An 18,869-nucleotide genomic window follows, 5' to 3' on the forward strand; every position below is an offset into this window, starting at 1 on the left:
GTCCAGCCTCAAGGAGAAGATACAATGCCAACATTGACCCATTTGACGGAACGGTCGGCTCCGTTTCTACACTATCTCGAGCAGTGGTATGCGACCTTGCCAAGCGTTGCGTTGGTCGAGGTGATCGGGACGCAGCCCGAGCGCGTGATGCTTCTCTCGGTTGATATGATCAACGGCTTTTGCAAAGCAGGCCCGTTGAGTGGGCCGCGGGTCGCCGCCTTGAGCGAACCAGTGGCGGCGTTGATGCAGCGCGCCTATGCGCTTGGTGTCCGTAATCTTGTCTTGACCCAGGATACCCACGATCCGCAGGCTCCCGAGTTTGCGGCGTACCCGCCGCATTGCCTTGTCGGTACCGAAGAGAGCCAGACGATTGTCGAACTCGCTGCGCTTCCTTTTGCCGACGAAATGACGGTCATTACCAAAAATTCGCTCAGTTCGCACCTGGGCACGACATTTCAAGCATGGCTCGAGCAGCGCCCTGAGTTGGAAACCTTCATTGTGGTTGGCGATTGCACCGATCTCTGCATCTACAGTGCCGCAATGCATCTGCGCTTAGAAGCGAATGCCTTGAATCGTCAGCGTCGCGTCCTGGTGGCTGCCACTACAGTCGATACCTTTGATACGCCGGTAGAAGTAGCGCACCAACTCGGCATTATGGCACATGACGGTGACCTGCACCATGTGCTCTTTTTGCACCATCTGGCGCAAAATGGCGTCGAAGTCGTGGGCGCGTTCTGCTAGCCTTACCGAAAACTTGCCGAGAACGCAGACCCCGGCTATAGTGGTACCATTGAACAAGAGCTTCATATCCTTAAAAGGAGTAGTTTCTGATGGCGGCTGGAACAACAACTGATTTGCGCAATGGTATGGTCATTCGTTACAACAATGACCTCTTTCAGGTGGTGGAATTTCAGCATGTCGCGCCAGGCAACTGGCGTGCGTTTGTGCGTGTCAAGCTGAAGAATCTTAATAATGGTAAGGTGATGGAAGATCGCTTGCGCGCCGGGGCTGATATTGATATTGTGCGGATTGAACGTCGGCCCATGCAGTATCTCTATCGCGAGGGCGAGAGTTTGATTTTTATGGATAACAGTACCTTCGATCAGATCCCTGTGACGGAAGCTATGATGGGTAACGCGGCTCGTTTCCTCAAAGAGAATGAGAATGCTGATCTCGTCTATGATGCCGACCGTGAGGTCTTGCTGGGCGTTGAACTGCCGATCTTTGTCGCTCTGGAAGTCGTCGAGACGACGATTGCGGTACGCGGTGATACGGCAACCAATGTGACCAAGGCGGCTACCCTCGAGACGGGGGCGGTGATCCAGGTGCCTGGGTTTGTTAATGAGGGCGATCGCTTGAAGATTGATACCCGGAGTGGTGAATATATTGAGCGTGTCTAGGATCTAGAAAAAGGTTCACAATGAAGAGCATGGTGCGCTCCCTGAGCGTTGTCTTGGTGCTGGGGTTGGCGCTTTTGTTGGCGGCCTGCGGTGGGCGTGAAAGTGCCACTGGGGGCGGTAGCGGTGGGCGTACGGGTACGGTAGGTAATGGTGTGACGATTGATCTTGCGTCTGATGGCGAAAGTCTTGCCTTTGATAAAACTACGCTTACCGTCGCAGCAGGTCAAGAAGTGACGCTCAATTTCCAGAATACTTCGCTTGCCCAGCAGCACAACTGGGTGCTTGTTGATGGCGGTGCAGATGTCTCGCGTCCGATTGCCGAGGCTGGGATGCTGGCTGGCTTGCAGGGCGAGTATTTACCCGCTGATCGGTCAAAGATCATTGCGCATACGGGCGTGCTCAATGGGCGTGAGGCTGGCTCGGTCACCTTCACGGCCCCTGCGCCTGGGACATACCTCTATATCTGTACGGTTCCTGGACATTATCCAATCATGCAGGGGACTCTGATTGTTGAGTAGGCTGGAGGCACGTTAATCCGCTTTGTCTTGACGCACCAGAGGCCAGCATTGCTGGCCTCTGGTGCGTAGCGCCGATCAGTTTCTGAGCGATAGGGCTTCAGCTTTGCTCCTGTAGCTCCTTGCCGTAGGCGTGATAGAGCGCACGCAAAAAATGTTGCTCGGTTGTGATGATGATCGCCTGTTCGGCTTCGTTAAGCGAGAGCTGGCGCACTTCCTCGAAGAACCAGCGTACCATTGCGTCTTGATGTTCAAAGGTGACGCCACGACGCGGCAAAACCCCCGAGGCCCACGCGAGTTCATTATCGGCCAGCGAAGGAAGATCAAAGAGCAAGACGGAACGTACCAGCTCATTTAACCGTTCAACGGCTACCTCCGCGAGACGCTCGATCGGCGAGTAGTTCTCTTCGAGACGCAGCGACCGTTGGAGTTCTGGAAACCTGTCGAGCATACGTGTCGCAACACGCTGACAGATGAGGGCATGTTCCTGGCTGAGCCGCTGAGCAAGCTGATCGGCAATGGTGGTGTCCATACATTACATTACTTTCCAGGCATACACCAGCGTGACGCTGAGGCACATGTGGTTTCCCATTGGTGATCATGGTGATTATACCTCGTCACCTGTTCGCATGCCAGGGCAATCTCCTGGGGGGTGTAGGGCGATTGCATCTTCTTCCGTCGCCGTCAACGGCTCGGCTCCTGAGGAGCGAAGGCCACCTTCGTGGCCTGAGCGAGCCGGCGAAGGCCACCTTCGCACACGGTAGCCGAGGCGTTGACGGCGACGGTATGGGCATATTGGCCCGTTTTGCCGGTCTGGCGGCACGCACCAACGCAAGATGCAATCGCCCTATTGGGGGCTGCAGATCTTGCGGGCCGCAGGCAGGGTTGATGCAACGTCAGCTCTCGGGGGGCACCGTCGCCGTCAACGGCTCGGCTCTTGCGTGCCAAGCCCGCCTGTGCGGGCTGGATAAGGCCGCGCAGGCGGGCTTCGCGACCCGTCGCCGAGGGCTTCAGCCCGACGGTGCTCCGGTCAGGTGGACGGTGCAGCAGCCCTAGGCCGCAGGCCCTCGGCCTTTACTGCCGTAGCAATGGCAGATAGGTGCGATATACGGGCAGTCCCGCTAATTCGCGCAAGGCCCAGAAGGATGGCCGTCGGTAGGCCGGTTCCCCCCCAGGGACGTAACATGCCCCTCCGGTGCAACCACTATCCTCGGTGAATGGGACATGGACGATACCCCATTGCTGGGCATTGGGTCCCTCGGCTGGCGGGAAATCTTCGTATTTGAACCAGAAGATGTGGGCTAGATCATTGCGCTGAGCCAGTTGCAGAAAGACTGTTTGGAGGAAGAGACTCTGGCCTGCGATGGTCTGGCGACTGTAGGCGACATTGTAGCCCACCTCGGTGATCCAGAAGGGCACGCTGGCACCTGCCGGGCTTGCGCCATTGGTGAGGGCTGTGCGCACATCGTTGAGCCGCTGGTTCATGCGTGCTACATCACCTTCAATCGTGGCCAGGGTGGCGACGATCTCGACTGGATAGGGGTGGTACCCTAGCCCATCAAGCGGGTACCGCCCATTGGCAAGAAAATAGTCGCGAAACGGTTCGGTGGCAAAGAGTTCGAGCAGATAGGCGATGTCACTGATTGGCTTGCCGTCGATCTGGATGCGATTGCTGGGCAAGAGCCGTTCGCTGCCACGAGGATGCAAGCCGCCGGAAACGATGTCAAGGCCTTCACGCCAGGCCGGATCAAGTGAGGTGAAAGCGCATTCGTTGCGTTTGAAACAACGGTAGAATTTGGTGTGCAGCCGCCCTATCAGTACCGGATCAAGCCCCTCGCCACCTCCAAATTGTTCTGGTGAGACAGGCAGACGATTTTGTTCGTTGAGGATCTGATAGGCATGAAGTTGCCCTTCGTAACGCGTCGCAATCGTGAGCGCCCGATCAAGCCAGGTTCGCATGTAGCCATTGACGCCGCCGCCATAATTGGGATCAATGCCGCCTGCGACTACCAGGCCATATTCGGGGTGGCGCGGATCGACATTGATCACCAGGGCAAACCCGAGCAAGCCTAGTACCTTGAGATTGTAGCGTGGAGCTACCTGGGTAAGGAAATAGTCGTATCGGGCCAGGTTCTCTTCAACACTCCCTACCTGCTCGTCAATGATGAATTCGAGGCGTACCCAGCGCACTCCCGCAGCGGCCAGTTCTTGTCCCATGCGATCCTGGGCAACATAATCGACCTCGTTGGGGAAATTCGGATTGGCGTTAAAGTCGTACCAGGGATCGCGTACGACCATCCCAATCAGTTCGCGGTCAATGAGGCCCGATGGTGCTGGTGCCTCACTATAAATGTGCGCTGGTTGGACATACAGGCTTATTAGCAGGACGACGATCAGCAGACTCACGCCTGAAATTGATCTCAGGGCTATCATAGCGGTGTAACTTTCTCACAACTTCATTGACATATTCATTAAAATCTATGCTTGTGCTGGAGCAAACGGCCAACTTCGCTGGCCGTTTGCTCCAGCACAAGCGAGATTCTTGGGGGCCACAGGCCCCCGGATCTTAGCTAGAGGCAACGCCCCACACTATTATAGCGATGAACGGCTTGCTCGTTTCGTTTTGACTTGCACAGACGCACTACCAATGGTACGATCAGTCCTGTTCTACTCTACGTGTTGTGCGGTAGAGAGTGTATCAAGGAGGATACGATGAGTGATCTCAAGGCTCGCTTTGAGCAGGCAGCCCAGCAAGTCCAGCAGTTGCCAAAGCGCCCCGATAATGATGCCTTGCTGAAGTTGTATGCGCTCTACAAGCAGGGGACGCTTGGTGACGTAACCGGTTCTCGCCCGGGAATTCTTGATATGCAGGGGCGCATGAAGTATGATTCGTGGGTGAAATTGAAGGGTACCTCCAATGAGCAGGCGATGAACGATTATATTGCGCTGGTTGACCAACTGAAGTCTGTTGTCAAGTAGCTCATGTCCAGTCTGTTCGTTCGTGACCGGTCAGGCCGCCCCCCACCGTCGAAGCGCCGGTTGCCTCTGGTGCTGGCCGGTTTGCTCTATCTCGCGCTGGCACTCGTGATGCTAAGCCCCTTTTTGCCTGCCTTTGGGTGGGCGATTCCTGGTGGGGTAATTGCCGAGGTTGATGGCTGGCAAAATGTTTGGCATCTCTGGTGGGCCTCCCATGCTCTGCGCAATGGGCTCGATCCTTTTTTTACGCCGCTGCTCTACCATCCCGGGGGGGTGGCCCTCCATCTGCAGCCGCTTAATCTCAGCAATGGGTTGCTGGTTGCCCCAGTGACACTGCTCTGGGGGCCGATCGCAGGCTATAATCTGGCGGTGGTACTGGCTTTTGTCCTCTCGGGCCTCGCTGCGTATCTGCTCATCTTTCATCTGGTGGATGATGTCCGCCTCGCCTTGATTGGCGGGGCGATCTTTGCGTTTTCGCCCTTTCATCTGACCCGCCTCTGGGATGGGCAACTCGAGTTGCTGACCCTCCAGTGGCTTGCCTTCTATGTTCTGGCGTTGCTCCGTTTTCTTCAGGCACCTTCATACCTCCGGGCCTTGCTGGCTGGGGCCTTGCTGGCTCTGACAACCTACACTAGTCTCTACTATGCGCTTGCGGCGGGTCTCTATAGCCTTTTCGCGGTGTTGCTCTGGTGGCCGTGGCGTGCGACGTATGCGCAGTGGTTCCAGCGGTTGATCGGTTTGCTGCTCGTTGGTGTAACGGCCCTGGTCTTGCTCACACCCTTGTTGGTGCCCGTGCTTGCGTCTCCCCAGGGTGCATACCTGACCCCCAATCCCGATGAGGTGCTCAATCGTTCGGCGAATCTGGTCGATTTTTTTCTGCCCAGTTACCTCCATCCGCTCTGGGGTGAGCTCGCTTGGCAACGTGGTTCGGTCTGGCATCCCCTGACCGGCGATTGGAATGTGGCGCTGGGCTATCTTGTCTTGTCGCTGGCGTTCCTTGGCTTGGTGATGACCTGGCGTGAAACCTGGCGCTGGACGGTTCTGACTGGTTTTTTTCTGCTCTTGACTTTCGGCCCAGTTCTTCAGGTTGGCCCCTTGAGGCTCAACCTGCCCTTGCCCTATTTGCTACTCGAGCCGCTCCCCGGGGCCGCCCTCGGGCGCCGCCCGCTCCTCTTTACTGCGCTGATTACCCTCTTCATGGCGATCCTCGCAGCCTATGGTCTGCGCTGGCTCTTGAGTCGGGTTGCCCTACGGATGCATGTGCCGTTGCTGGTGCTTCTGGTTGGTTTGATGATCCTGGAATATGCGCCGCCATTCTGGCCGCGACTTGAGCCTGTCACCCACCCGGCCTATGCCCAACTGAATGCTCTGCCTGGGGCTGTGCTGGATGTGCCGCCGGCAAGCTTCAAACGGGTTGTCCCCCAACAGGTGCAGATGAGCCACGAACGGCCCATTCTCGGTGGCTATCTGGCCCGGATGCCGCTGGTGCCCCTGGTCGAGCAGATCCCGGTGATTCGCCAGTTCTGGTATATGCAACCCGACGATGCCCGGCTCTTTGGTGATCCCGGTGAGGCGCTCGCGATCTTCCAGGCCTATGCCTTCACGAGCGTGGTGGTGCGCTGGGATCTTGTCCGCCCCGATCTTCGCCCCGGGGTGCGGGCGCTCTTGACGACCTATTTGCCTGATCTTGCCCCGACGTACCATGATGATCTGCTCTCGATCTATACCCTGCCCGACGGCCCTCGTCAGCCTTTTGGCCTCTATGGTGAAGGCTGGTATCCCCAGGAACGTACGCCGGGACGCGCTTGGCGTTGGATGGAGGGTGAAGCAATGCTGCGCCTGATCAATCCGTTGCCCATGGTGCAGCCGGTTGAACTTGAGTTGACGATGGCGAGTTATGCTGAACCTCGTGACCTGCAACTGAGGCTTGCGGATACGCCAGCAATCTCGTACACTATTCCTGCCCAACCGCGCGAACAGCGTGTGACCCTGCATCTCCTCTTACCACCTGGCGAACAACACGTCTTTTTAACGGCACCAACAACGGTTGAGGCTGACCCGCGTAGTCAGCGTGCCTTGAGCATTGTTTTGCTGAACCCGTCGCTGCGCCCGGCGAGCCGCCCCTAATGGAAAAGGAGCAAGCATGGCCTCGATCAAAGGATCGCACCGTCGCCTCAATCGTCTTACGGGCGAATGGGTGGTTGTTTCGCCCCATCGTACGGCCCGCCCCTGGCTCGGCCAGATCGAACCAGTTGCCGCGCTTCCGCAACGCTCCCATGACCCCGACTGCTACCTTTGCCCTGGCAATCGACGGGCGAACGGCGAGCAGAATCCTCACTATCCGACAACTTTTGTCTTTCAAAATGACTACAGTGCGTTGCGCCCAGATCCCCCTGAAGATCTGAGTGAACTCGTCGATCCGTTGTTGACGGCGCAGCACGAGCGTGGCATCTGTCGGGTGATCTGCTTTTCACCGCGCCACGATCTGACCGTCGGTGAGATGGATCTCACGGCTATCCGGGCAATTGTTGATGCCTGGGTGGCGCAGTATGAAGAACTGAGCGCCATTGATTGGGTGCGCCATGTGCAGATCTTTGAAAATCGCGGGGCCATGATGGGGGCCAGTAATCCCCATCCCCACGGCCAACTCTGGGGAACCGAGCATCTGCCGAATGAGGCGTTGAAAGAACTGGCGCAACAGCGGGCGTATCTGACGGCCCATAACTCGTGCCTGCTCTGTGATTATCTGGCGCTGGAACTGCAACAGCAAGAACGCATTGTTTGCGCCAACGACTATTTTGTTGCGCTTGTGCCCTTCTGGGCGATGTGGCCGTTCGAGACGTTGGTCTTGCCGCGTCGTCACTGCGGGGCGCTGACCGATCTCTCGGCAGAAGAGCGTGACGGCCTAGCATGGATGTTGCAGCACCTCAATCAGCGCTATGATCGCCTTTTCCAGGTGACGTTTCCCTATTCGATGGGGTTTCATCAGCGCCCGACTGATGACGAACCATACCCCGAATGGCATCTGCACGCCCACTTCTATCCGCCGCTCTTGCGTTCGGCAACGATCCGTAAATTTATGGTCGGTTACGAAATGCTTGGCGAACCTCAACGTGATTTGACTCCTGAGGAGGCGGCTGCACGGCTGCGTGCCCTATGAAGACACTCAAGTGGTGGCAACAGGCGGTCTTTTATCAAATCTATCCACGGAGTTTTGCCGATGGCAATGGTGATGGCATTGGCGATTTTCCTGGCATGCTTGCGCGCCTTGACCACCTGGTCGAACTGGGAGTTGATGCGATCTGGCTCTCGCCGCACTATCCTTCGCCCTTTCGCGATTGTGGCTATGATATTGCGGACTATACTGACGTGGCCCCCGAATATGGCTCGCTCGATGATTTTCGCCGTTTCCTGACGGCAGCGCATGACCGTGGTCTACGGGTGATCATTGATCTGGTTCTGAACCATACCTCTGATCAGCATCCTTGGTTTCAAGCCTCGCGTTCAAGCCGCACGCATCCGCAACGAGACTGGTATGTCTGGCGCGATGGCCCACCGAATAACTGGGTTTCGATCTTTGGTGGTTCGGCCTGGACTTATGATGAAGCGACTGGTCAATACTATTATCATGCGTTTTTGAAAGAACAACCCGATCTTAATTGGCATCATCCAGACGTCAAAGCGGCGATGTGGCAAGTCGTGCGTTTCTGGCTTGACCTGGGGGTTGATGGGTTTCGCCTTGATGCGATTGGTACCATTTTTGAACATCCTGATCTCCCTAATCACCAGTTTCCTCTCACCCACAAACCAATCATTGACATCGGGTTTCTTTCAGGCGAGGAAATCCGCCAGATCTTGCAGTTCCAGATCCAGCAGCCTGGCCTCCATGAACTGATGCAAGAATTGCGCACGCTGGTTGATACCTATCCTGGTGAGCGGGTGTTGGTTGGTGAGGATGAAAATGTTGCTTTTCACGGCGATGGTGACAACGAGTTGCACCTCGTCTTCAACTTCCCGCTGATGCAGACACAGGCGTTGACCCCGGCCCATATCCGTGACAATCAAGCCCTGCGCCTCACTGATCTTCCGGTTGGGGCGTGGCCGTGCAATACCCTTGGCAATCACGATGTCTCGCGGATGTGGCACCGTTATGGCGATGGCTTGCACAATGATGCGTTGGCCCGCGTCCATCTGGCGCTACTGTTGACCCTCAGAGGCACACCGTTTCTCTACTATGGCGAAGAGTTGGGCATGACCGATCTGCACTTGAGCGCCCTGAGTGATGTGCGTGATACGATCGCGCTGCACCAGTACCGCCTCTTGACCGAACAGGCTGACGTCGGGCATGCCCAGGCCCTCCAGCACGTCCTGGCTCGTACCCGTGACCGTTGCCGTACCCCAATACAGTGGGATCGCTCGCGTCATGCCGGCTTCAGTCAGGCTTCATCTGCGACCTGGTTACCCGTGCATCCCAACTACTTGCAGGGTATTACCGTTGAAGATCAAAAAAGCGATCCTCAATCAACGCTGAGTTTTTATCGGCAAATACTCGCGCTGCGCCGAAGAACGCCCGCCCTCATTGCCGGTGATTACCGCGTCTTGCACTCGCACAGCGAGCACTACCTCGCTTTTCTGCGTCATGACGCATCATCGGGCCAACTCTGTCTGGTCTTGCTCAACTTCTCCGCCCATGTTCAGGAACTCACCCTCGCCTGCAACCGTCCTGAGGCACGGCTGCTCTTTTCCACTGGTTCGCGCAGTGAGCCGCAGTTGCCTCTTCCCAGTGTGACGCTTGTTCCCTATGAAATCCTGATCGCTGAGCTTGATCCAGGTGCGCCTCACGCTTCAGACTGAGCTTTGCGTACGGTAGCGTACAGGGCGAGCGCCCGTTCGCGCTGGGCTTTATGCTCAACGATTGGATGCGGATAATCCCGTCCAATCTGGAGATCGGCCCGGATCTGGTCAGTTGATGCCATCCGGTGGGGCTCGTGGATGAAGGTATGGGGGACATTGCGCAGTTCGGGGAGATAGCGCCGTACATAGGTTCCTTCGGGGTCGAATTTTTGTCCCTGGCTAACTGGATTAAAGATCCGAAAAAAGGGCTGTGCATCAGTGCCGGTTCCGGCCGCCCATTGCCAACCTCCATTATTCGCTGCTGGATCGCCATCAAGGAGCCAATGCATAAAGTGATGTTCACCCCAACGCCAATCGATCAACAAATCTTTGGTTAAAAACGAAGCGACGATCATCCGTGCCCGGTTATGCATCCAACCCTCCTGCCGCAACTGGCGCATTGCCGCGTCAACAATCGGGTAGCCGGTATGCCCTGTTTGCCATGCCTCGAAATGGGCTGGATCATTCTCCCACGCCAGGGCATCGTAGGCCTGACGAAAAGCCCCGCGCAGAACATACGGATGATGGTAGAGCACCTGCACATAAAAATCGCGCCAGATCAGTTCTCCGAGCCAGGCCTCGACTCCGGTGAGCGCGTGGCTACCGTCAGGATGATCGCGCAATGCCAGTGCTGCCGTCAGTAACTGACGTGGCGAAATAATGCCGAGCCGGAGGTACGGCGAGAGGCGCGAGGTTCCAGCGACCCCGGGCAGATTGCGTTGTTCAGCATAGGCGGCAATGGGCGCGTCACAGTGCAGGGAGACGAAACGTGCCAGGCATGTATTGGCGGCGTGTTCGCCAGCATCCGGCAGCGGATACGGCAATGCCATCCCAAACTGAGCGAGGGTGGGCATTGCTGATCCCCCAGTTGTAACTGGCAAAACCTCGCTCGTGGTCACTAGTTCTGGTGGGCACACATAGGGAATTAGGTCTGGTGTGGCAAGGCTGCGCACTGATTGCTCGGCAAGTATTTGTCGCCAACGTCGCGCATACGGCGTATAGACCGTGTACGGACGGCCTTCTTTCGTCAAGACTTCGTGAAACTCAAAGATGACGGCGTCCTTGAAACTCTCGGCCTCATACCCCGCCTCACGCAGCATAGTCTTCAGCGCAGCATCACGCCGTACCGCATAGGGCGTATAATCGCGGTTCCAGTAGACTCCACGAGCGCCGATTGCCCGCACCAGTGTCGGCAGCACCTCAACTGGATTGCCCCGGGCTACCACAAGCGGGATCCCCCGTGTACGCAGATCGGCCTCGAGTTGCTGCAAATTGGCGAGCAACCAGGCTGTACGTCCTGGGCTAGCAAAGCGCCCACGGAGGATCGCCTCATCGAAGATATAGACTGCGAGCACGGCCCCGCCACTTGCCTGTGCCGCTGCTGTCAGGGCGGTATTGTCTGCAAGGCGCAAATCACGCCGAAACCAGTGGATCATTGGATGCATAAAGCTATTGTGACACAGGTCTTGCGTCTGCGCCAGTTCTTGACAAAGAGAACTTTTGTGCTACAATAAACAATAAGGAGCAAACAATGCTTTTCAATGCTTTCAGTGTATTGCAATGATCACGAGAGGAACCAGCACATGATCGGGCGTAACAAAGTGCGGACGATTCACGACGCGGCCACCCTTCAGTATGCCAACGGCAAAAGTGTTGCCCGGCGTACCATCGGAAGCGGTCGGTTTAGCCCGTATATTGGTTTTCATATCGAAGCCGGGCGCGACGCGGCCCTTGATGAAGCGCTGCGCGACGCGGGCATTAGCCAGTGCGAGATCAAGCACCAGCGTCCCGGCGGAGCCGAGGTGATCAAGCACTGGGATTTCGGTGAGAGTATCGAGCTTTATCCAATTACCAGTGGGCCAGTTGCCACAACGGTGGCGGGCAGTCTTGCGGGGGGCAACGCACGTGAGACCGCATCTTCAGGCATCGGGTTGCGGTGGGCCAATGGTGAACGAAGCAAACTCGCAGTGCGAGGGTTTCTCCGCCCGCTCGTCAAGGTCGGCTATCTCCGTTTGGTGCAGTTTTCGGTGCGTTCGCGGATGACCGACGAGTTATTGAAAGCGTTGCTCGATCATGGTCGGGTGTGCGAGCTCGCCGATCATCTGATTGACCGCACCACCCATGCCGAACCGGTTACGTTCCATGAAATTGCGCTCCCCCTTGGTCCGGGCGAAGAGACCGAATGGGGCAAGGGCGATACGGCTACCGTTATCCCAGTGGTGAGTTACCACCCACCTGCGGTTGATCAGGCGTACATTCTCGAACGATGGCGCCCCGAGACGGTTCACGAGGCGGCCTTGCGCGAATGGGAAGGCATTCAACTCTGGGCACGCGAATACGCGCTCCAGAGCGATGAGCGCAATCCCCAGGGCGACGAGGCGGCCATTGCTACCGTTGGCGGATAGAAGATCGTGGTGTCAGTCGATCCGTTGGCGCACCAGACGATAGAGCGGGGGGAGCAAGACGCGATCATAGGCGGGAAGATAGCGCACAATGCCCCCCCCAAACCCTTTCTTGAAGCGGTAGACCCCAATCAATGGATCATCCTGTGCGGCCTCTTCGAGTGCCACACGGCTTGTCTCGTCAGGCGCATTGATCATCTGTCCGAACGAGTCTGGAATACCCCAGAGATCGTACCAAGCGCAGCCGCGCTCGCGTGCCCAGTTCAAAGCATGCCAGGTGAGTAGATGATTGGCCCCGCTCTTCATCCCAACACTGTTGGCTCCGCTGTAGAGATAATACCCGGCCTTGGTATCAGCAAAGACCATCTGTGCGGCAACTGGCTCACCGTCAACCTCGGCCACGAGCAGCAAGGCATCAGGTTGAAAGAGTCGCCAGGCGGTACTATAGTAATCAGCACTATGCACGCTGAATTGTGCCCGTGTGCCCGTGGCCTGCATGAGTGCAAAAAAGGAGGTCAGGTCAGCTTCACCACCAATGCGTACTTCCACCCCATTGCGCTGCGCCCGGCGTATATCGGCCCGATGCCCCTTCGAACAGGCAGCCCGGAGCGCCTCTTCGCTACAGGTCAGGGCGACATGAAGCGAACTGCGTGGCTGAATCGTTGGCACTGGTTGCAAGCCCTGGCGCAAGAACCATGTATGCCATTGTGCTGCGGCAGGATCATGCTCGGTGAGATTTGGTTCGAGCCGTAAAAAGATCGCACGGGCCCGTCGGGCTATCCGTTCGAGACCTCTGAGCAGCAGGTGATCGATCGTTGGATCCCCTGCCCACAGCGGGCCGCGTGGCGTATAGCCAATGCTCAAACCGTAGCGCGAACGGAACAACACCAACGCACCGGCTTTCAATACCCCATCCGTGCCTACAACGGCAAGGCGTTGCATGCGCCAGCCGAACGAAGCCTTGAGGTGTCCCCAGTTGTGTTGCTGCAGCAGGCTTCCCTGGGGATGCTGCTTGACAAAAGCGTCCCACACCCAAGGATCTGGTTCAAGCAACGCCATGGCCTGGCGTTGCTGCGGGCCTGGCCTGCGCAGCGGGGGCGTTATCATCGTCGTACCCAGAGCCGTTCAGCACCACTGCCCTCTTCACCAGCAAGCGAGGCTGCATAATGCGTCACCGTGGCTATCATTGCCGCGAGATCGCCAAAAACTGTTGCGATCTGGCTATGATAAGCCTTGATCGCATCAATCTTGCGTGCTAGGGTCACCGCATCAACTGGCATCAGGATCGGAGTAAATGCTTCTATCCCACCCAGAACCGCCATACGTGCTTCAAAGGCACCTGGTTTTGCCACATATGGCACATCTTCATAGAAGGCAACGCTCACCCCGTTACGACCCAACTCGGCGGCCACGCGATAGACCGCCTGATGATCAACATGATTGCCCACGGCGAGTGGGGCATAGATGGTGGCATCAGGGAAGCGTTCAATCAGTTTCTCGATATGGGGGCGTACCTCACCAGCAAGCGGATCGTCTTGGGCAATTGTGCCAAAGAGCGTTGCATCATCAACATAGGCGTGAGGAACCCGATAGATCGCATCAAGCAGATCAAGTTGATAACTATCTACACCGAGGATTTCGAGTGCGGCCTTATCTTCCTGCAAACGCAGCCGCATCGCCTCAGCTGCAGGTAACGCCCACTGTGTATGCAGCGCCTCAGCAAAACGGCTCCAGCGGGTTGTTGGGGGCGGGCTGCCACTACAAATATTGACGACCAGGGCTGGCTGTTTGCGGGCAGCAAAGCCAGCGAGCATGCTCCCGCACGAGAGCGCCGCATCATCAAGGTGTGGTGAAAGCACCAGATGGCGATAGGCTTGCGTCAGTTGCTTCAGGCTCGTATAGTGGAGGGGCATGTCTCTTCCGTTGTCTGGTCAACCGAGTGCTTGCTACAATTCATCCAGACTCAACTCCTCGAGCGCATCCGTTGCTGCCTCGCGACGGGTCGCATCTCGGGAACGTACAAGTCGTTCAAGCACACGTCTGGCTCCTGGTCCACCGACCTGACCAAGCGCCCAGATTGCCATCAGGGCAATCTCGGTATCCTCATCTTCAATCAGGGGCAAGAGCGCTGGCAACAGTGGACGCCCATCCTCAGCGCACTCACCGACGGCGCGTGCTGCCTCATAACGCATGGCTGGCGAAGGACTCTGTAATTCACGCTCGATATAGGGTAGCCACGTCGGCCTCATCGAACGACCCATCGCGAGCACCGCACTCTCACGCATTGCTAGTTCGGTGTGGGCATAGGCGCGTCCAATCTCGGCCTGAGCCTCTTTTGATGCGGCAAAATACCCGAGGCCTTCAATGGCACGTCGTCGAACCTCTAGGGGTTGTTCTGGATCAATCGTGACGTTGAGCAACGCTGACAACAATCGTTGACCTGCAGTTGGCTCAAGTTCTCCAACCTCAGCCTGATAGGCAAAACGGGCCAGGGCGACGGCTGCCGTCGCCCGTACAACCCCTGCGCCATCATGGGTCATGAGCATAATGAACTGATCCATCGTTGTTTCATGCTCATCTTCCCACAGCCCAACAATCGCTGCAGCGCGGACATCAGCCTCGCTATCATGCAGACACTCACGCATAATCGGTCGAAAATCGAGGTCAAGATTATCTTCGCCGAGTTCGTTCAGAGCACGAAGAATTGCGATCCGGCGTTCGGCAGGGAACGTCGGCCAAGTCGCTTGGAAGAGCTTGAACCCTCCGGCATCAAGCTCTGCCAGCGACTTGAGTTCTGCATATGCGAGGGGGCGATCTTGATCGCCCAGATGAATCAGTTGAAGTTCAAGAGTTGACGAACTACTCATCATCTTCATCATACCGACCACCATAGCGGCGGCGGGTTGGCGGCACATCAGCGCGACTGACCTCTGGTTCGCGCTGCTCCTCATCCTCGTCCTCATTCGCTTCAACATCCGTCCCGGTCATCGGAACATAGGTAAAGAGATCGGGGGTTGTCTCATCGGCGACAAACCCGGGGCTATGCTCGAGCAGCGAGCGAAGGAGCCTTTTTGAAGCGGGGCGGAGCACATTGTAAGCTACAAAGAAATCGTCAAGCGTAATGGCATACTGCGGTTCAGCGCGGGTTCCCACCTGTTCACCAATCACCTCGGCAACATGTTCCAGGATCATTTCGGCCTTACGGCGTTCACCCATGGGGAAAGCCTTGAGGCGATTCAAGCGACCGAGGCGACTTTGGCTGGGCAAAAGATCCTCATCAATTGCGCAATAGAACGTCACATTGTTGAAGCCGAGCTTATTCTTCTTCTCATCGAAGGTCAGAATTCGCTCATCACTCTCATTGCCTTCTTCATAGGTCAGCGTAAAGATCCCGGGTTCATCGGTGCGCGTCAAAGTTACCAGCGCACTGGGCACGAGATGTTCGTGGAAGAACTCTTCGAAACCCTGGAGCCAGCCACCGCGGTTGCCTGTGGGATAACGCACCTCAACCAGAACCTGGCTATAGCGCTGAGGTGAGTCAAAACGGAGCACGGCACTGCGTTGATCAGTCAAGACTGGGCCAGGTAACAATGTTGCCAGGGCTGCATCAAGCGGAATAATTCCATACTCCCACTCAAAGAAGGTCAACTGATGTGTGACACTGGTCACTTCAGTTGCCGTCCCTCCATCAATGCTGTCGCGACTATCGTCAAAGCCCTCGACGAGGTATGAGGTAATTTGTCCCATCTCAGCAGCCTTGATACGTTTGCCGCCAATTACGGGCAAGCCTCGGGTTGACCAGAGGTTGGCACCCTCGACGCCAACAAATTCGAAGTCTTTTTCGCGATGCAACCGGTAATTGATCGAAAAGCGCAGGCCTTCGTAATCAGCCTGACGTGCATTATGATAAAACACGTCGTTGATCAGCTCGGCATCAAGCAAAGGCTCATTCCGCTCAAGCATATACTCACGGATCTTGCGCAGGTCGTTCTTCCCCAGATTAACGACATTGGCTTCAGGGAAATAGTAGCGTCCAAAACTGACGATCCGGCGGAGGGGATCCTGCTCGATCTTATCAGCCAACAGCTGCGCTAGTGCGCTCCCATGCTCAGCCAACAAGGCCTCACTCGGTTGACGCAGATCGATCATCGTTCCATCAGGCAGCGTAAAGATCGTTGCTCGCTCGACAGTTTGTCGTCCTGCTGGCGGCATTTGAACTGACGGGACTGGTGTGACCGGTGCGACCGGCGCGACCGGCGCGTGCGTGATCGTCTCTCCCTCAACTGGTTCAACAAGCGTCTGAGGCATGTCAGGCTGCAGCACCTCACTTTCAGCTGCCTCTTGTTCCCCTGTGGTCTGGGCGGTGATGGCTGATTCCGTTTCAGCGAGCGTGACAACATCGGCTGGTGACAGCACCTCATCGAAGGCAACGACCGGAGACTTCACGCCCTCTGTCGAGGCAACTGGCTCATGAATAGGAGCCACAAACTGCCCGGTCTCTGCTTCGTCTTCATCGCCCCCATCTTCGACCGGCGTGATGCCAACCTGAACCTGCCAGTAATCAGAAATATAGACGGGCTCCACCGAAGTGATAGCTGGGCGTGACGTTGAAACAACGACACTAATGTCATCAACTGGCAGCGGATGTTCAGGCTCGTGCAGGCGCTGTCGAAAGGAATGGGTATCAACTTCCTGGCGAGGCATATACGCCCCGTGGCGTGAGGTCACAAAACGCACCTCACCGGCAACTTCTTCACGGGTAAAGCGTGGATCGGCCTCAAGTGCCGTTTCAATGCCTGCTGCCAGAGTTTCGCGGTCATACTGATGGCGTAGCGCAAGGAACTCGGTGAGATTGGTCAGTGTCTGCCGGATCGGTGCATGCAGGGCAAACAACGTCCCCTGGGCGATCAACAGTTGATAGATCTCATCAGCCAGATCGTGCTGCTCAACGGTGCCCATTGGTGGTGCGCCGGTCATTCGTTCTCCTCCATCACCAAGCTGCTCAGGATTTCGAGATACTGCCGCAAAAGATCATCTATATCTTTTGGTTCACCTACCGAGCGCAACCACTGCAGAAGCTTTTCCATCGCGGTATCGCCAAAGGTAATCATTTTTGCATCCATGCCTGCTCCATGTTAAGCCCTGCTCATCAGATCGAGCAGGGCCTAGTGTGATCATGATTCCGGTGTTTTTGGCGTAACAGTCATCAATACGCAATTATACCATGCGCATCATGGCCCTGCAACTTTAATCAGAGAGACTATCAAGGGCATTGGCAATGGCACCGACGGTGACACTTTCAGGCCCCAGTACTGAGGCCATGACAGGCAAGGGGCGGGCAAATTGTGGCGCGATGAAGGTGTTCACCTTCTCTGCAATAGCTTGCACAAAATCCTCGCCACCAATGCGAACGACGATACCCCCAAGGACGATCATCTCAGGATCAACCAGTGCCACCGTTTGTGCACAGCGCACAGCGATCAGATCGACCGTCTCTTGAACCACGCGATGACCGATACTACTCTCTCCAAAGATCTGGTCAAGGTTATCAGTCTCGAGGCCATAGCGTCTAGCGCGTTGTAAAAGGCCAGTAATCGACACCAATTCTTCGAGTGTTTCGGGGCGACCGGTACCGTCCCACCCTTGCCCAACCACCGCGTGGCCAATTTCGCCTGCCGTCGACGTTGCCCCGTGGTACAGGCGACCATTCAGCACCAACCCACCCCCGACGCCACTACTTAAATGAAGATAGACAAGGTGTTGACATCCGGCCCCAACCCCGAAGGTTGCTTCACCAAGGGCAATCACATTCGCGTCATTATCAATCACGGTCACAGCGTCAAAGGCCTGTTCAAAGCGTTCCTGCAGGGGGTAATTTTCCCAGCCGGGTTGCCGTGGGGCCAGTCGAACTGTACCAAAACGCAAATCCACCGGGCCACCAAAACCTACTCCAACTCGAACAAGATGATCAGGGGTGACCTCATGGGCGTCCATCAACGCATGTGCCATTGCAATGACCCGTTGAACGACCTCATCAGGTGACTCATTGACCTCTTCGCTGGACATCGTATGGAAGGTATGGTGTTGCAGGTTGGCCAGGGCCACCCGGAGCCCATAGCTACCGAGATCGACCCCGAGCACATATCCCTGATTGCCAAGGATACCCCAATGGTTATGGGCCAGACGGTCTCGGATCAACGTCTCTAACGTAGCCATGCAGCGACTCCTTTCTTGCACTCCCAAGCTGAACGCATCTGCATTGTAGCACATCTATTAATATCGTACGTCATTCCCGTTCACAAAGCTCTAAAATATATACTTGACAACTTCTTGCTACAGTGATATACTGTCATAGCTGAAACGAACAAGGCCTCGCTCGCCGAAAGGCAATGCAGACCAAGACAAGTGGAGACAACAACCGAGCGAACCGCGCTGATGTATGGATCAGAGACGTCGCCAGGAACTCAGATTATTCTGAAGCTTCCTGGTTTTGTTTTCCCAGTTTGTTTTCAGTAGGCACCTTCACAACCAGATCACAGTAGCAAATACAGCGAGTCCACGTTATATTTAATGGAGTGGGCCTGACCGGAAGGTCAGTGCTTCACCATTCAACGCAGAGTTTGATCCTGGCTCAGGACGAACGCTGGCGGCGTGCCTAATGCATGCAAGTCGGACGCAGGGTG

The 18,869-nt window shown here is 56.3% G+C and carries 17 protein-coding genes and 1 rRNA gene; 9 read left to right on the top strand and 9 right to left on the bottom strand.

Going from position 1 to position 18,869, the window contains the following annotated elements:
* Nucleotides 1-24: 24 nt before the first annotated feature.
* From EKD05_RS16740 to EKD05_RS16750, 3 genes are all read left to right on the top strand, one after another.
* A complete protein-coding gene (locus EKD05_RS16740; RefSeq protein WP_129674792.1) occupies nucleotides 25-741 on the top strand; it encodes a cysteine hydrolase family protein in 717 nt (238 codons plus the stop codon).
* An 89-nt stretch (nucleotides 742-830) separates the two neighbouring features.
* Nucleotides 831-1,400 carry an elongation factor P gene (gene efp, locus EKD05_RS16745; RefSeq protein WP_129674794.1) on the top strand — a complete coding sequence of 190 codons (570 nt, stop codon included), beginning with the start codon at nucleotides 831-833 and terminating at the stop codon, nucleotides 1,398-1,400.
* A 20-nt stretch (nucleotides 1,401-1,420) separates the two neighbouring features.
* Entirely contained in the window at nucleotides 1,421-1,918 is a 498-nt protein-coding gene (locus tag EKD05_RS16750) for a plastocyanin/azurin family copper-binding protein (protein WP_129674796.1), read from the top strand.
* A 97-nt stretch (nucleotides 1,919-2,015) separates the two neighbouring features.
* On the opposite strand, the gene EKD05_RS16755 is transcribed toward EKD05_RS16750, so the two are convergent.
* Both EKD05_RS16755 and EKD05_RS16760 read right to left on the bottom strand, forming a co-directional pair.
* Nucleotides 2,016-2,447: a hypothetical protein gene (locus EKD05_RS16755; protein ID WP_129674798.1), complete on the bottom strand. Its 432-nt coding sequence runs from the start codon at nucleotides 2,445-2,447 to the stop codon at nucleotides 2,016-2,018.
* Nucleotides 2,448-2,989: 542 nt separating this feature from the next.
* Complete coding sequence (locus tag EKD05_RS16760) at nucleotides 2,990-4,348, bottom strand: hypothetical protein (protein ID WP_129674800.1); 1,359 nt, start codon at nucleotides 4,346-4,348, stop codon at nucleotides 2,990-2,992.
* Between the two features lie 279 nt (nucleotides 4,349-4,627).
* Between EKD05_RS16760 and EKD05_RS16765 the strand changes: the two genes are divergently transcribed.
* The 4 genes from EKD05_RS16765 to EKD05_RS16780 are packed head-to-tail and all read left to right on the top strand — an operon-like array spanning nucleotide 4,628 to nucleotide 9,745.
* Nucleotides 4,628-4,894, top strand: a complete 267-nt coding sequence (locus EKD05_RS16765; protein WP_129674802.1) for an acyl-CoA-binding protein — start codon at nucleotides 4,628-4,630, stop codon at nucleotides 4,892-4,894.
* Nucleotides 4,895-4,897: 3 nt separating this feature from the next.
* Nucleotides 4,898-7,018, top strand: coding sequence for a hypothetical protein (locus EKD05_RS16770; protein ID WP_129674804.1), 2,121 nt, complete (start codon nucleotides 4,898-4,900; stop codon nucleotides 7,016-7,018).
* A gap of 16 nt (nucleotides 7,019-7,034) precedes the next feature.
* The gene (locus tag EKD05_RS16775; RefSeq protein ID WP_129674806.1) at nucleotides 7,035-8,051 is read left to right on the top strand and encodes a UDP-glucose--hexose-1-phosphate uridylyltransferase; all 1,017 of its coding nucleotides are present in this window, start codon (nucleotides 7,035-7,037) and stop codon (nucleotides 8,049-8,051) included.
* Entirely contained in the window at nucleotides 8,048-9,745 is a 1,698-nt protein-coding gene (locus EKD05_RS16780; protein ID WP_129674808.1) for an alpha-glucosidase, read from the top strand. Before EKD05_RS16775 ends, EKD05_RS16780 begins: the two co-directional genes overlap by 4 nt.
* Here the strand turns inward: EKD05_RS16780 and EKD05_RS16785 are convergent.
* Nucleotides 9,730-11,229, bottom strand: a complete 1,500-nt coding sequence (locus tag EKD05_RS16785) for a deoxyribodipyrimidine photo-lyase (protein WP_129674810.1) — start codon at nucleotides 11,227-11,229, stop codon at nucleotides 9,730-9,732. The genes EKD05_RS16780 and EKD05_RS16785 overlap by 16 nt on opposite strands.
* A gap of 138 nt (nucleotides 11,230-11,367) precedes the next feature.
* On the opposite strand from EKD05_RS16785, the gene EKD05_RS16790 reads away from it, so the two are divergent.
* A complete protein-coding gene (locus EKD05_RS16790; RefSeq protein WP_129674812.1) occupies nucleotides 11,368-12,189 on the top strand; it encodes a hypothetical protein in 822 nt (273 codons plus the stop codon).
* Between the two features lie 12 nt (nucleotides 12,190-12,201).
* Here the strand turns inward: EKD05_RS16790 and EKD05_RS16795 are convergent, their stop codons facing one another.
* The 6 genes from EKD05_RS16795 to EKD05_RS16815 form a co-directional block, all read right to left on the bottom strand.
* Nucleotides 12,202-13,293 (bottom strand): peptidoglycan bridge formation glycyltransferase FemA/FemB family protein, encoded by a 1,092-nt coding sequence (locus EKD05_RS16795; protein WP_240695824.1) that lies wholly within the window; start codon nucleotides 13,291-13,293, stop codon nucleotides 12,202-12,204.
* Complete coding sequence (locus EKD05_RS16800) at nucleotides 13,290-14,099, bottom strand: PIG-L deacetylase family protein (RefSeq protein WP_129674814.1); 810 nt, start codon at nucleotides 14,097-14,099, stop codon at nucleotides 13,290-13,292. Before EKD05_RS16800 ends, EKD05_RS16795 begins: the two co-directional genes overlap by 4 nt.
* Nucleotides 14,100-14,132: 33 nt before the next feature.
* The gene (locus EKD05_RS16805) at nucleotides 14,133-15,065 is read right to left on the bottom strand and encodes a HEAT repeat domain-containing protein (RefSeq protein ID WP_240695825.1); all 933 of its coding nucleotides are present in this window, start codon (nucleotides 15,063-15,065) and stop codon (nucleotides 14,133-14,135) included.
* Entirely contained in the window at nucleotides 15,046-17,163 is a 2,118-nt protein-coding gene (locus tag EKD05_RS16810) for a hypothetical protein (RefSeq protein ID WP_129674816.1), read from the bottom strand. Before EKD05_RS16810 ends, EKD05_RS16805 begins: the two co-directional genes overlap by 20 nt.
* Nucleotides 17,160-17,309, bottom strand: coding sequence for a hypothetical protein (locus EKD05_RS25825; protein ID WP_097652883.1), 150 nt, complete (start codon nucleotides 17,307-17,309; stop codon nucleotides 17,160-17,162). Before EKD05_RS25825 ends, EKD05_RS16810 begins: the two co-directional genes overlap by 4 nt.
* 124 nt (nucleotides 17,310-17,433) lie before the next feature.
* Complete coding sequence (locus EKD05_RS16815; RefSeq protein ID WP_129674818.1) at nucleotides 17,434-18,402, bottom strand: ROK family protein; 969 nt, start codon at nucleotides 18,400-18,402, stop codon at nucleotides 17,434-17,436.
* Between the two features lie 392 nt (nucleotides 18,403-18,794).
* Here EKD05_RS16815 and EKD05_RS16820 point away from each other — a divergent pair.
* Nucleotides 18,795-18,869, top strand: a 16S ribosomal RNA gene (locus EKD05_RS16820); the annotation flags it as partial.

The organism is Candidatus Chloroploca sp. Khr17, assembly GCF_004138165.1.
Taxonomy (GTDB): Bacteria; Chloroflexota; Chloroflexia; order Chloroflexales; family Chloroflexaceae; genus Chloroploca.